The organism is Methylobacterium sp. P5_C11 (genome assembly GCF_054049775.1).
The window spans coordinates 47,423-60,882 of sequence record NZ_JBFULS010000029.1 but is presented as its reverse complement, the minus strand read 5'-3'; the positions used below and the strand labels follow the sequence as shown (position 1 = coordinate 60,882).

Below are 13,460 nucleotides of genomic sequence, written 5' to 3'. Positions count from 1 at the left end.
ACCCCGACATCGTGCCGCCTCAGGTYTCGGTGACGACGATGTATCCCGGCGCCTCGGCCGAGGTGGTGGAATCCACGGTCGCACAGCCCATCGAGTCGCAGGTCGTGGGCGTCGACAAGCTGCTCTACATGAAGAGCGTCAGCGGCAACGACGGCAGCTACACGCTCACCGGATCCTTCGAACTCGGCACCGATCCGGACATCAACGCCGTCAACGTCAACAACCGGGTCCAGATCGCCCTGGCGAAGCTGCCCGAGGACGTCCGCAAGCAGGGCGTCACGGTCAAGAAGAAGTCCTCCGCGCTGCTGGGCGTGCTGGCGGTCTACTCGCCCAAGGCCATGCAGGATCCCCTGTTCATCTCGAACTATGTCACGATCAATCTGCTCGACCGCATCAAGAGCACGCCCGGGGTCGGAGATGCGACCCTGTGGGGGCCGCAGGATTACGCGATGCGGGCCTGGGTCCGGACCGACCAGCTCACGGGCCTCAACCTGACTGCGAGCGACGTGATCGAAGCGATCCGGGCGCAGAACGTGCAGGCGCCCGTGGGGCGGATCGGCGCCCGCCCGATCTCCGACGAGCAGCAGCTCCAGCTCACCATCCAGACGCAGGGGCGTCTGAGTTCCGCGGAGCAGTTCCGCGATGTGATCCTGCGGACGAACCCGGACGGGTCCGTTCTGCGCCTGGGCGATGTCGCCCGGATCGACCTCGGCGCGGCCAATCTCGACCGGGAAACCCGGTTGAACGGCAGCCCCGCCACGGTGGTGGCGATCTACCAGTCGCCCGGTGCGAACGCCCTTACGACCCTGAAGGAGGTCGAGAAGCGGGTCGGCGCGCTGGCCAAGTCCTTTCCCGAAGGCCTCGCCTGGAAGGTCACCTATGATCCGACGACCTTCATCACCGAGACGGTGCGCGAGGTCCGCAAGACCCTGCTCGAGGCCTTCGTGCTCGTCGTCGTCGTGGTGTTCCTGTTCCTCGGCAGCCTGCGCGCGACGCTCATCCCGACGCTGGCCGTGCCTGTCAGCCTGATCGGGACTTTCATCGCCCTCAAGGCGGTGGGCTACTCGGCCAACTCCGTCTCGCTCCTCGCCCTGGTTCTCGCCATCGGCATCGTCGTCGACGACGCCATCGTGGTCGTCGAGAACGTCGAGCGCGTGATGGAGGAGCATCCCGAACTCTCCCCGCGGGAGGCCACCAAGCAGGCGATGGCCGAGATCACCGCGCCGATCATCGCCATCACCCTCGTCCTGCTCTCGGTCTTCGTGCCGGTCGCCTTCGTGCCCGGCATCTCGGGCGAGCTCTTCCGGCAGTTCGCGGTGGCCGTCGCGGTCGCGATGCTGATCTCGGCGGTCAACGCGCTGACCCTGTCGCCCGCGCTCTGCGGCGTGCTGCTGCGCCCCCATCACGGCCCCCGCCGCGGCATCATGGGCGTGATCATGCGGGCGATCGACTGGGTGCGCGACGGCTACGGCGCGGTGGTGGCGCGGATCGTCCGCTTCTCCGTGATCGGCCTCGTGCTCGCCGCCGCGGCCGCCTACGGCAGCTTTCAGCTCGCCAGGATGACGCCCACCGGCTTCCTGCCGGAGGACGACCAGGGGGCCTTCTTCGTCGTGGTGCAGTTGCCCGAGGGGGCCGCGGTCGGGCGCACCGCCGAGGTGGTGGCTCGGGCCGAGGCGATCCTGCGGCAGGAGCACGCGGTCGCCGACACGACGTCGGTGATCGGGCTCAACTTCATCGACAACTATTCCCAGGGCAACGCCGCCTTCCTGGTCGTGACCCTCAAGCCCTTCGAGGAGCGCACCGGCGCCGGGGACGGCGCGGCGGCCATCATCGCGCGGCTCGGGCGGCAGTTCCGGGAGATCCAGGGGGGCACCGTGGTCCCCCTGGCACCGCCGCCGATCATCGGCCTGGGCACCGGCGGCGGCTTCGCCTACGTGCTGGAGGACCTGCGCGGCGGCGATCCGAAGGAACTCGCCCAGGTCGTCCGCGGGTTGATCGTGGCGGCGAACGAGGAGCCGAGGCTCAATCGCGTCTTCAGCACCTTCTCGGCCACGAACCCGTCGGTGTTCCTCGACATCGACCGCAACAAGGTCCAGATCCTCGGGGTGCCGCTGGACAGCGTGTTCCAGGCCCTGCAGGCCTCGCTCGGCGGGTACTACGTCAACGACATCAACCTGTTCGGCCGCACCTGGCAGGTGCAGGTCCAGGCCGAGGCCGCCGACCGCACCCGGATCGACGACCTCTATCGCATCAACGTACGCAACAGGACCGGCGAGATGGTGCCGCTGCGCTCCCTCGCCGAGGCCCGGATCGTGGTCGGGCCGCCCGCGCTGATCCGCTACAACAACCTGCGGGCGGTCACGGTGCAGGGCTCCCCGGCTGCCGGGGTCTCGTCGGGCCAGGCCCTCGCCGCCCTGGAGGCCGTCGCGACCCGGACCTTGCCGGCGGGGTTCGCGGGCGAGTGGACCGATACGGCGTTCCAGGAGAAGCGGGCCGAGGGCAAGACCGCCATCATCCTCGGCTTCGCGATCCTGTTCGCTTTCCTGTTCCTGGTCGGCCTCTACGAGAGCTGGACGATCCCCGTCCCGGTGCTGCTGTCGGTCACCGTCGGCATCCTGGGCGCCTACGCGGCAATGGTCTGGGCCGGCCTGACCCTCGATCTCTACGCGCAGATCGGCATGGTCGTGCTGATCGGCCTGGCGGCCAAGAACGGCATCCTGATCGTCGAGTTCGCCAAGGAGCAGCGTGACCGGGACATCCCGCTCCACGAGGCGGCGACCGAGGGGGCACGCCTGCGCTTCCGGCCCGTGATGATGACCTCCTTCGCCTTCATCCTCGGCCTGTTTCCCCTCGTCATCGCCGCCGGCGCCTCCCAGCTCGCCCGGCGCAACGTGGGGACGCCCGTCTTCGGCGGCATGATCGCCGCGTCCTTCATCGGCATTTTCGTGATCCCGCCCCTCTACGTGCTGTTCCAGGGCCTTCGTGAGCGGGCCTGGAGCTTCGTGAAGGCCAGGGGAGAGAGGCCGCCGGCGGCACGGCTGGACGGCGCAGCCGGCACCCCGGAGCACCTGCCGGCCGAATGAATGGGCTCGTCCGGCCGGCGGCGAGGACAGGAAGGATCACGACCATGGACGACGCCGCACCGGTCATGCCGACCGCCGAATACGCCGTTGATCACGGGGACGCGGAGACCCCCAAGACGCTCAAACGCAAGGCGTACGAGCGCGAGCTGCGCCGGCTGCAGGTGCAGCTCTGTCACCTGCAGGATTGGGTGAAGCAGACCGGGGCTCGGCTCATCGTGGTGTTCGAGGGGCGCGACGCCGCCGGCAAGGGCGGCATGATCAAGGCCATCACCGAGCGCGTCAGCCCGCGCGTGTTCCGCGTCGTCGCGCTACCGGCACCCTCGGACCGGGAAAAGACGCAGATGTTCGTCCAACGCTACATCGAGCACTTTCCAGCGGCGGGCGAGATCGTGATCTTCGACCGCAGCTGGTACAACCGAGCCGGCGTCGAGTCCGTCATGGGGTTCTGCAGCAAGGCCGAGCGCCAGCGCTTCCTCGAACTTTGTCCCCTGATCGAAAAATTCATGGTCGACGGTGGAATCCAGCTGATCAAGTTCTGGCTCGAGGTCGGGAAACAGGAGCAGAAGCGCCGCTTCCTAGCCCGGATTGAGGATCCCATGCGACAATGGAAGCTGAGTCCGATGGACCTGGAATCCTACGAGCGCTGGTATGAATACTCGAAGGCGCGTGATCAGATGCTGGATGCGACCGACTCGGCGCACGCGACCTGGCACATCGTGCGGTCGGACGACAAGCGGCGGGCACGGCTGAACTGCATCGCCCATCTGCTCCATCTGATTCCCTACGAAGAGGTGACGCGCGAGCCGGTGACCCTGCCGAAGCGCATCAAGACCAACGCCTACGACGATACGCTCCGCGAGAGGCATTTCGTTCCGGAGGTGTATTGAGGCCGCGCCTTCACGCCGGCAACCCGATCCGTCAAAGCCCGAGCCCAGCCTTGAATTCCTCGAGGCGGCCGATCGAGATGTCGAACCTGGCCCGCGTCGCCTCATTGAGGGTGGCATCCCGCTTCGTCTGAAGCTGCAGGATCTCCACGTCGACCTGATCGCCGGTCAGTTCATCGACGGACAGGACCCGCTCGGCGAGAATCGTCACCCGTTCGGGCGCGACTTCAGCCAGCGCCCCCCGCACATAAGCGCGGCGGCCGGTCTCGTCCGCATCGATCGCGAACACGATGCCGGGATGCAACCCCGTCACGAGGGGCTGGTGACCGGGCAGAATCGTCATGTCCCCCTTGAGACCCGGCAGTAGCACGGAGCGAACCTCGCCCGCGAACACGACCCGCTCGGGGGAGATCAGTTCGGCGAAGAGATCGGCCATGGTGCTGCACCCCGTCGCTTGCGGGCGGTGATCGGGCGTCCCGGCGCACGTCACGCCATGATGCTGAGGCCGCCATCCACGTACACGGTCATCCCGGTCAGGTGGGCCGCGTAGGGCGTCGTCAGGTAGGCCGCGGTGAGGCCGACATCGTCGATGTCGACGAGGTCGCCGATCGGTGCGCGCTGGACGGCCTCCGCCAGGAGGAGGTCGAAATCCTTGAGACCCGCAGCCGCCCGCGTCTTGAGGGGGCCGGGCGAGACCGCGTGGACACGGATCGCCTGCTGGCCCAGTTCGTAGGCGAGATACCGGACTGCGCTCTCCAGCGCCGCCTTCACGGGTCCCATCAGGTTGTAGTTCGGGACGACCTTCGTGGCGCCGTGGTAGCTCATGGTCAGGAGCGTGCCGCCGTCCCGCATCAGGGGCACCGCGAGCCGCGCCATGCGGATGAAGGAGTGGCAGGACACGTCCATGGCGATCTTGAAGCCGTCGGACGAACTGTCGACCAGCCGGCCCTGAAGATCCGCCTTCGGCGCGAAGGCGATGGAATGCAGGGCGATGTCGAGGCCGCCCCAGGTCTCGGCCACCTGCCAGAACACGGCCTCGAGGTCCCCTTCCCTCTGGACGTCGCAGGGGGCCAGGATCGCCGCGCCGAGTTCCCGCGCCAGGGGTTCGACGAACGGCTTCGCCCGCTCGTTCAGGTAGGTCAGGGCGAGTTCCGCCCCGAGCTGGCGGAAGACCCTGGCACAGCCATACGCGATGGAGTGCTCGTTCGCGACCCCGATCACCAGGGCGCGCTTGCCGGCCAGCGCCGTGCCGTCCGGGATCCGTGTCATCGGTGAGCCCTCTGCGACCGGCCCGGGCGGCTGCGGCGCCGGGGCACCTTCGGTGCGGCGCCGGCCGCGGCGACCGGCGTGGGAACCGGCTCCGGCGCCAGCAGGCGTCGGAACTCGGGCATCAGCGCCTTCTGCGTGCCCGCAAAGTCGACCTGCTCCGTGAGCCGCTCCAGAATTTCCAGGAGCCGTCGGCGTTCCTCCGCCGTGCGCACCAGGGCCGGCAGCGTGGCGAGCGCGCGTTCAGGCGCACGCTTGACGATCTCGGATTGCCGCCGAACGATCTGGCGCGCCGCGTCGGCCGGCTGGCCGAGAAGGCCGATCTCCTGGCCGACGAGTTCGCGGATGCGTTTGGCGGTCGAGAGCCGCTTCTCGCGGGGTCCGCGGCGGGCCATGAGCAGGCCTGCCCGCACCGCCGCTTCGACGAGACCGCCCTCCCCGATCCGGGCGAGCGCCTCGTCGTGGGCCGGTGTCTCGCCAGCCGCCTCCGCTGCAGGACGCGCCGCCGGCCCGGCGGCGGCGGCGAGGCTGACCGGGCCGTAGACGGTGTAGAACGTGTTCTCGACCGCCGCGTCCCGCAAGTGCTGGTACAGGTCCCACCAGGCCGACACGCTCGCCGCCATCAGCCGCTCGGTCGCGACGCTCGGACCGGCCTCGTCGCGCGGGGTCCGGTGAGCCCGCGCGAACTCCGTCCATCCTTTCATGGGGGCCAGCCACGGATTCAGGTCCGAGATCGCCCAGCGTCGCGCCCGAAGCGGATGAAAGGCCCTCGCGAGCCGCGCCGCTTCCGGCGGCACGAGGGCTGAGAGCACCGGATGCGCGAACGTCTCGTAGAGCGCGGCATTCGCCCGCGAGATCTGCACCACGGCGCCGAACGGGATCTCGTCCTTGCGGGCGTATTTCTGCAGCGTCTGCAGGTCTTCGACCCGACGCTCGGTCAGCACGACGTCGTACTGGGCCGCACCGTTCGAGCGCTCCTCCTCGATCCGCATCCCGTAGAGGCCGGGCGGCAGGTGCTCGATATAGTCGAGCAGGTCGACGATCTGGGCATGCTCACGCCGCGCGACGGCCGCCGAGACGAAGATGCCGAGATGCCCGACGCTCTCATGCATGAGCCCCACGATCACCTGACCGCTCGCCTTGAGGTCTCGCGTCGTCGGATAGAGGTCGGCGATCCAGTTGAAGGCCTGCTGCGGCGGCGTGATGTTGTCGCCGAGCGACGCGAACAGGATGATCGGCGAACGGATCGCGCGCAGGTCGAACGCCTTGCCCTCGGCCCATTCGGCGCGCCCGGAGGCAAGCCGGTTGCCGACGAACAGGTTGTCGACGATCCAGCGGATCTCCTCCCGGTTCATGAGGAAGTAGCCGCCCCACCAGCGCTCGAACTCCAGGTAGCGTTCCGGTTCGGTGTCGATCCTGGTGAAGAGGTTATAGTTCTTGCCGAAAAACGTATTCCCCGGATTCAGGGATTCGAAGTTTTCGACGAGATGGGCTCCGTCGAATTTGCCGCCGCCGAGATCGCTCGCGAGCAGCGCCGTCCAGCTTCCGCCGAGCATGCCGCCGGCGTAGCGCATCGGATTCTCGGCGTCGTTGCCGGCCCAGTAGGACATCGGGGCGCCGTTCACCACGATGGGACCGGAGCAATCCGGATCGAGCGCACCGACCAGCATGGCGGCCCAGCCGCCCTGGCAATTGCCGACGATGACCGGCTTGCCGCGAGTGGCATGCCGCGATCGCACGAGGCGCAGGAATTCGGCTTCCGCCTGGGCGACATCCGCGAGGGTCTGCCCGTCCACGGGGTCGGGGAAGAAGATGACCATGTAGACGGGATGCCCCGCGTCGAGCGCCACCCCCACTTCGGATTCGGCCTTGAAGCCCCCGATGCCGGGCCCGTGGCCGGCCCGGGGATCGATGATCACGAAGGGCCGCTTGTCGGCATCGAGGCGCGTGCCCGGCGGCGGCTTGATGCGCACGAGCGCATAGTTGACCGGCCGCGCAAACGTCCGGCCGTCGGCCACGATCTCCCACGCGAAGGCCAGGAGGGGCGGCTTGCCGGCGGCCTCGTGGTCCAGCCAGGTGTTGCCGCGCTGCCGGAGGGTGTCCCAGAAGAGCAGCGACCGTTGCGGGAAGTCGGTCCAGTAGCGCGCGGCGTCGTTCCAGGCCTGGAGCGGCGTGAGCGGCCGAGCCGCATCGAGCCACGTCTGCGCGGCCCGACCCAGCGTATCGAGCCACGTCTGCGCGGCGGCGGCGCAGCGGTCCCGGTACACGTCGGCGACGCGCGCCTGCAGCGCGACGAGATCGGACAGCGCAGGGGGCTCGCCCGCGGAGCGGCGGCCCGGTGTCGGCCCGTCGCTCATGATCGCCGTCCCGCATCGTCCCGGGCATCACGCATGGCGCTTCTCCCAGTTGAGGAAGAAGCCGACATCGCCCGGCATGCCGTCCGGCCAGTCGACGATCATGGCCGCCAAGCCGTAACCGAGGGGCTGCAGGCGATCGCGCCAGAACTCGTAGGCCTGACGGGGCCGCCCGGTCAGGGTTTCGGACCAGCCCGCCTCCGTATTGTTGATGGCCCGTCCGCCGTCGCTGCACATCGCGTTCGGGAAGCGCATCACCAGCAGCTCGTTCTTGCCCTGCTCGGCCGCGACCCGGAGCTTGTGCAACAGCGGCCGCGTGATCTCCTGGATCGTCTCGGGCGTGAGTTCGAGGGGCTTGGACAGGGTCTTGATCAGCTCGGCCCGCGCCTTGCCCGCCTGGTCCTCCGCCTTCAGGTCCTTCATGGCCTTGGCGGCCTTCAGCTTGGCCGTGTAGGCGCCGAGTTCGGCGGCGGACATGAAGGTCTCGTCGGCGAGTTCGAGGTCGACCGGCGGCTTCGTCTTGACGGCATCCATGGCAAGCTCCCGTGGCTCATAGGACCGGTTGTGGCCGGCTGTCCGCGTGCTGAGACAGGACCGCACGCGTGCCGCGCGCGATCATCAGTTCCTCGTCCGTGGGAATGACCCAGGCGGACGGCCCGGAACCCCGCGTCACGCGCGGGCCGCCGGATGCGTTGGCCGCCTCGTCGACGGCGAACCCGGCCCAGGCGGCACCGCGCAGGACCTCGGCGCGGGTGGCCGCGTCGTTCTCGCCGATGCCGGCCGTGAAGATCAGGGCGTCGAGGCCGCCCAGCGCCGCCACGAGCGAGCCGAGTTCCCGACCGATCCGGTAGACGAACAGGTCGATGGCCCGGCGGGCATCAGGGTCGGTCGCCGCGACGCTGCGCAGCGTGCGCATGTCGTTCGAGATCCCCGAAACGCCGAGGAGCCCCGACTGGGTGTAGAGCATGCGCTCGGCCGCGTCGGGGCTGAGCTTCATCTCGCGCAGCATGTAGAACACGATGCCGGCGTCGAGGCTGCCGCAGCGCGTGCCCATGGGCAGCCCGTCGAGGGCGGAGAAGCCCATCGTGGTGGCGACGCTCGCGCCGTGATTCAGGGCACACAGGCTGGCGCCGTTGCCGAGATGGGCCACGATCACGCGTCCCGCGGCGAGGGCGGGGTCGTACGCCTCCAACACCGAGGCGATGTAAGCGTAGGACAGGCCGTGGAAGCCGTAGCGCCGTACGCCGCGCGCACTCATCGCCTGCGGCAGAGCGAAGAGCCGGGCGATCTCCGGCTGGCCGGCATGGAAGGCCGTGTCGAAGCAGGCGACCTGGGGCAGGTCTGGGAGACGGCGACGGAGGATGCGGATCGGCTCGAGGTTGTGCGGCTGGTGCAGGGGCGCCAGTGGCACGAGGCGTTCCAGGGCCTCCAGAACATCCGCATCCACGCGCACGGGTTCGGAATGGTGCAGTCCGCCGTGGACCACCCGGTGCCCGACGGCGGTCAGCCGAAGGCCGTTGCCGTGGGCGCGGAGCCAGGCGGTCACGTGGAGAAGCGCCGCCTCGTGACCGAAGGCCTCGCCGGCGCCGAATTCCTCTTCGGCCACCATCCTGCCGGCCCGGTCGCGGATCCGCAGACGGGGTGAGCCGCCCAGGCCCTCGAACAGGCCGCGGAAGACGCGATGCGGATCGCCGTCGTCACCGAACGCGAAGACCTGGAACTTGAGGCTCGAGGAGCCCGCATTCAGGACGAGCAGGACCGGGGTCATCGGTCAGACCTCGGGCAGCGGGCGCTCTCGCCTCCCTGTTCGCCGCTGCGCAGCGGCGAACAGGGAGGCGACGGCGCAGGAGGCGAGCCGCGTCAGACGCGAGTCGGCCCGGCTCGTCAGGATGATCGGGACCCGCGCCCCGAGCACGATGCCCGCGGCATCGGCGCCGGCCAGGAAGGTGAGGCTCTTGGCCAGCATGTTGCCGGCCTCGAGATCGGGAACCACGAGAACGTTGGCCCGGCCGGCCACGGGGGAGCGGATCTTCTTGATCCGGGCCGCACCGAGGTCGATGGCGTTGTCGAGGGCGAGGGGCCCGTCCAGCAGGGCGCCGGTGATCTGGTCCCGATCCGCCATCTTGCAGAGGGCGGCGGCATCGAGCGTCGAGGGCATCTTCGGATTGACGGTCTCCACGGCCGAGACGATGGCAACCCGCACCGTCTCGACGCCGAGGGCATGGGCGAGATCGATCGCATTCTGCGTGATGTCGCGTTTCTCCGCGAGCGTCGGCGCGATGTTGATCGCGGCGTCGGTCACGATGAGGGGCGTGGCATGCTCCGGCACATCCATGACGAAGCAGTGGCTGATGCGCCGGGCGGTCCGCAGGCCGCCGTCCTGGCGGACCACCGCGGCCATGAGTTCGTCGGTGTGGAGGCTGCCCTTCATCAGCGCCTCGGCCTGGCCGGCGCCTACCAGGGCGACGGCCTTGGCGGCGGCGTCGTGGCTGTGCGCGGCCTCCACGCGGCGATACGCCTTGATGTCGGCCCCGAGGGCGGCCGCGGTCGCATCGATCTTGCCCGGCGGCCCCACCAGGATGGGCTCGATGAGCCCCAGGGATGCGGCTTCGTGGGCTGCGCCGAGGGAGGCCTCGTCGCAGGGATGGACGACGGCCACCTTCAGCTTCGGAAGGGCCTGCGCGGCCGCGATCAGCCGGTCGTACTTCTCGTGGTGGCGCGTCTCAGTCGATGGCCGCTCGGGAGCCAGCATCGGCACGGTCGTTCCTCCAGGCAGACGGGGACGATACAGGGCTCCGACGATGGGCCGCTTGAGCGAGATCAAGGGACCCGGCGTCATCGCTGCCTAAAGCGCTCCGCAGTGTATGGCCTCGTCTGTCGCCCGCTTGATCGGGCGAGACAGCCTGTCTCCCGCTCGCCTCGCGACGCTCGTCCCGGGGGGGCGTCCCGGGCTCGGGGTCGAGTCTTGTGCAAGGATACCGAGGATCATCTTGGCCGCGACCGTCGTCGCCGGGATCCGACGTGCCGGAAGATCGGCGGCGCGCACGCTGACGGCGACGAGGCGGCACAGAGGCTCCGATCCGGACCCATGCGGATCACGGGGAGACTCAGGTCGGATCGGACCACCACCGCACAGGTCCGCGGGTGCCCGGCCTCACCGGTCGCGGGCCGCGCCGACGAGGTTGATCTGACGGAGACCGGAGATGCTGGCTCAAGTGATCGTCGGCGCGGGTGCGAGCATCTGCAGCATCACGATCCATTCCTTCATGATGGCCGTGGTCCTGAAGGTGTCCCGTTCGCACACCGATATTCGTGGCTATAGCAGCGTTTCACTCGCGCGGATCATGTCGTCGACGGTCTGCGTCCTGATGGCGGCGCATCTTCTGGAGGTCCTGGTCTGGGCAGGCCTATACAAGAGCCTCGGCGTCGCCCCCGCCGGATCCGAGAACCTCTATTTTGCCTTCGTGAATTACACGACCCTCGGCTACGGCGACATCCTTCCGGCCGAGCGCTGGCGTCTCGTCGGCCCGTTCGCCGCGATGAACGGCATCCTGCTGTTCGGCTGGTCGACGGCCGTCATTTTCGAGATCCTCCGGCGGACCTTGATCCGCATGGACGAAATCGGACGTTGAGGTCTCCGTCGGCAGCGAACCGGCCCGAACGCGATCCATCCTGACGGGCAGCCGCCCAAGACTGAGGATCGGCTGAAGCCGCCCCGTGATTTCCGCGTGAATATCGAAAGACTGGTAGAATCCGCCCTCGTGACCGCGACGAATACGGAGAATCGCCCATGAAGGGCTTCGGTTCTGCGTCGGGAGCCTCCGGGAGCCTCGCGCCGGCGGCGATAGGTCCCGACGTCGTGGCAGGGCTCACGGCCGCAGCCGTCATCCTGCCCAAGGCGATGGCCTTCGCCACCGTGGCCGGACTGCCCGTGGCGGTCGGCCTCTACACGGCCTTCGTTCCCGCGGTGATCTACGGTCTTCTGGGCTCGTCCCGCGTCCTCAGCGTCAGCTCGACCACGACGCTGGCCATCCTGACGGGGGCCGAACTCGGCAGCGTGGTGCCCGACGGCGATCCGGCGAGGCTCGCCGCCGCGACGGCGACCTTGACGGCCCTCGTGGGCGTGCTGCTGCTCGCGGCCAGGCTCGTGAAGCTCGGCTTCGTCGCCAGCTTCATCTCCGTGCCGGTGTTGACGGGCTTCAAGGCCGGGATCGGGGCCGTGATCCTGCTGGATCAAGCTCCCAAACTCCTCGGGCTGCACCTCGCGAAGCAGTCTTTCTTCGCCGACTTGGGGAGCTTGGTCCAGAACCTGCCCGGGACTTCGCTGCCGACGCTGACCGTCGCGGGCGCCACGCTGGCCGCACTCGTCGTCATGGAAAGGCTCAAGCCGCACTCGCCGGCCCCCCTGTTCACAGTGGCGGCCGCCATCGCGGGCTCGTGGCTGCTGAGCCTCGGCGCCGCGGGCGTGGCGACCGTCGGGGCGATCCCGCAGGGCCTCCCCGCCCTGACCCTGCCCGATCCCGCGCTCGCCCAAGCGCTCCTGCCCGGCGCACTGGGTATCGCCCTGATGAGCTTCACGGAGAGCATCGCCGCAGGGCGGGCCTTCGTGAGCCCGACCGATCCACCTCTCAACCCCAATCGCGAACTCGTCGCCACGGGATTGGCCAACCTCGGGGGAGCCCTGCTCGGGGGCATGCCGGCCGGTGGCGGCACCTCGCAGACCGGGGTCGTCCGAGCCGCGGGCGGCAGGACGCAGCTGGCCTCGCTGGTGACAGCCATCGGCGCGCTCGCCACGATGCTGTTCCTGGCGCCGATCCTCGGCCTCCTGCCGCAGGCGACCCTCGCGGCGATCGTCATCGTCTATTCCGCCAGCCTCATCCAGGCTGCGGAGTTCCGGGCCATCTATCGGGTCCGGCACATGGAGTTCCGCTGGGCGGTCGTGGCGGCGCTCGGCGTCCTGATCTTCGGAACACTCCAGGGCATCGTCGTGGCGATCGTGCTCTCGCTCCTCGGTCTCGCCCTCCAGACCGCGCATCCGCGGGTCTCGATCATTGGCCGCAAGCGCGGGGCCGATGTTCTGCGTCCCCTGTCCCCGGAACACCCCGACGACGAGACGGTCGAGGGCCTTCTCGTCCTACGTCCCGAAGGCCGCCTGTATTTCGCCAACGCGCAGAACGTGGCCGACACGATCCGCGCGCTGATCGCCGCGCGTCGGCCGCGCGTCGTCGCCCTCGATCTCAGCCGCGTGCCCGACATCGAGTATTCGGCGCTGCAGATGCTGCAGGAGGGCGCACGGCGGACGGACGTGACCGTCTGGCTCGTGGACCTCAATCCGGGGGTGCTCGACATGGTGCGGCGCGCCGGCCTGGATCAGGAACTCGGTCCGGAGCGCCTGCTGTTCAACGCACGGGCAGCCATCGCGCGATACCGAGAGCTTCATGGGCGCTTGGGCGATCCGTAGTTGGGCCATCAGTAATTGGGCCATGCGTAGACGATCGCGCAGGGACGAGATCCTTCCCGCCGGTGCCATCGCGGTCTCCCCCGGCGCCTGCTCATGCTTCTGCGGTGGCCACTGACAGCCATGACGGCGTGAGACATGTGGGTTGCGATTCGAAATCCCGATCGCGAGCAGCGCAGACCGCCGCATCCTGCGCGCCTCGACGAGCCGCGAGGCCGCCACGAAGTCAGGGATCCGGATCCGCCGGGTCCTTGCACGCGGCGCAGGGATCGGTCCGGCATCTCCGGACCACGTGAGGCCGGCACCGGTCGGCTCAAAGCCCGACTCGAGACTGTCCTGATTGAGGCCACACGACCGGAGATCTGCGTTCACCCGCTCCACAAGGCGCTTCGGCCGGGCAAGTCAGGATGCGGGG

10 protein-coding genes are annotated in these 13,460 nt (G+C 69.0%); 4 read left to right on the top strand and 6 right to left on the bottom strand.

Annotated features, from left to right (window positions below; all coding sequences use genetic code 11):
* Together ACXJKQ_RS16425 and ppk2 are read left to right on the top strand one after the other, a co-directional pair.
* On the top strand, positions 1–3,083 hold a 3,083-nt coding region (locus ACXJKQ_RS16425; protein WP_457106798.1), incomplete at its 5' end, for an efflux RND transporter permease subunit.
* 65 nt (positions 3,084–3,148) lie between these two features.
* Positions 3,149–3,970: a polyphosphate kinase 2 gene (gene ppk2, locus ACXJKQ_RS16420; protein ID WP_457106801.1), complete on the top strand. Its 822-nt coding sequence runs from the start codon at positions 3,149–3,151 to the stop codon at positions 3,968–3,970.
* A gap of 31 nt (positions 3,971–4,001) precedes the next feature.
* On the opposite strand, the gene atpC is transcribed toward ppk2, so the two are convergent.
* The 6 genes from atpC to ACXJKQ_RS16390 are packed head-to-tail and all read right to left on the bottom strand — an operon-like array spanning position 4,002 to position 10,339.
* Complete coding sequence (gene atpC / locus ACXJKQ_RS16415) at positions 4,002–4,403, bottom strand: ATP synthase F1 subunit epsilon (protein ID WP_457106797.1); 402 nt, start codon at positions 4,401–4,403, stop codon at positions 4,002–4,004.
* A 50-nt stretch (positions 4,404–4,453) separates the two neighbouring features.
* Positions 4,454–5,236 carry an enoyl-ACP reductase FabI gene (gene fabI / locus ACXJKQ_RS16410; protein ID WP_457106796.1) on the bottom strand — a complete coding sequence of 261 codons (783 nt, stop codon included), beginning with the start codon at positions 5,234–5,236 and terminating at the stop codon, positions 4,454–4,456.
* On the bottom strand, positions 5,233–7,590 hold the full coding sequence (locus tag ACXJKQ_RS16405) for a DUF3141 domain-containing protein (protein ID WP_457106795.1): 2,358 nt from the start codon (positions 7,588–7,590) through the stop codon (positions 5,233–5,235). Before ACXJKQ_RS16405 ends, fabI begins: the two co-directional genes overlap by 4 nt.
* A 27-nt stretch (positions 7,591–7,617) precedes the next feature.
* Positions 7,618–8,121 carry a hypothetical protein gene (locus ACXJKQ_RS16400; RefSeq protein ID WP_457106794.1) on the bottom strand — a complete coding sequence of 168 codons (504 nt, stop codon included), beginning with the start codon at positions 8,119–8,121 and terminating at the stop codon, positions 7,618–7,620.
* A 16-nt stretch (positions 8,122–8,137) separates the two neighbouring features.
* Entirely contained in the window at positions 8,138–9,355 is a 1,218-nt protein-coding gene (locus tag ACXJKQ_RS16395) for an acetate/propionate family kinase (protein ID WP_457106793.1), read from the bottom strand.
* A gap of 3 nt (positions 9,356–9,358) precedes the next feature.
* Entirely contained in the window at positions 9,359–10,339 is a 981-nt protein-coding gene (locus ACXJKQ_RS16390; protein WP_457106800.1) for a phosphate acetyltransferase, read from the bottom strand.
* A gap of 463 nt (positions 10,340–10,802) precedes the next feature.
* On the opposite strand from ACXJKQ_RS16390, the gene ACXJKQ_RS16385 reads away from it, so the two are divergent.
* Together ACXJKQ_RS16385 and ACXJKQ_RS16380 are read left to right on the top strand one after the other, a co-directional pair.
* A complete protein-coding gene (locus ACXJKQ_RS16385; protein ID WP_457106792.1) occupies positions 10,803–11,219 on the top strand; it encodes a potassium channel family protein in 417 nt (138 codons plus the stop codon).
* 158 nt (positions 11,220–11,377) lie between these two features.
* Positions 11,378–13,048, top strand: coding sequence for a SulP family inorganic anion transporter (locus ACXJKQ_RS16380; RefSeq protein WP_457106791.1), 1,671 nt, complete (start codon positions 11,378–11,380; stop codon positions 13,046–13,048).
* Positions 13,049–13,460: the final 412 nt, after the last annotated feature.

Excerpts from the sequence above, each read along its gene's own strand:
- ACXJKQ_RS16405 (WP_457106795.1), bottom strand. The coding sequence starts at position 7,590 with ATGAGCGACGGGCCGACACCGGGCCGCCGCTCCGCGGGCGAGCCCCCT.
- atpC (WP_457106797.1), bottom strand. The coding sequence starts at position 4,403 with ATGGCCGATCTCTTCGCCGAACTGATCTCCCCCGAGCGGGTCGTGTTC.
- ppk2 (WP_457106801.1), top strand. The coding sequence starts at position 3,149 with ATGCCGACCGCCGAATACGCCGTTGATCACGGGGACGCGGAGACCCCC.
- fabI (WP_457106796.1), bottom strand. The coding sequence starts at position 5,236 with ATGACACGGATCCCGGACGGCACGGCGCTGGCCGGCAAGCGCGCCCTG.
- ACXJKQ_RS16395 (WP_457106793.1), bottom strand. The coding sequence starts at position 9,355 with ATGACCCCGGTCCTGCTCGTCCTGAATGCGGGCTCCTCGAGCCTCAAG.
- ACXJKQ_RS16390 (WP_457106800.1), bottom strand. The coding sequence starts at position 10,339 with ATGCTGGCTCCCGAGCGGCCATCGACTGAGACGCGCCACCACGAGAAG.
- ACXJKQ_RS16400 (WP_457106794.1), bottom strand. The coding sequence starts at position 8,121 with ATGGATGCCGTCAAGACGAAGCCGCCGGTCGACCTCGAACTCGCCGAC.
- ACXJKQ_RS16380 (WP_457106791.1), top strand. The coding sequence starts at position 11,378 with ATGAAGGGCTTCGGTTCTGCGTCGGGAGCCTCCGGGAGCCTCGCGCCG.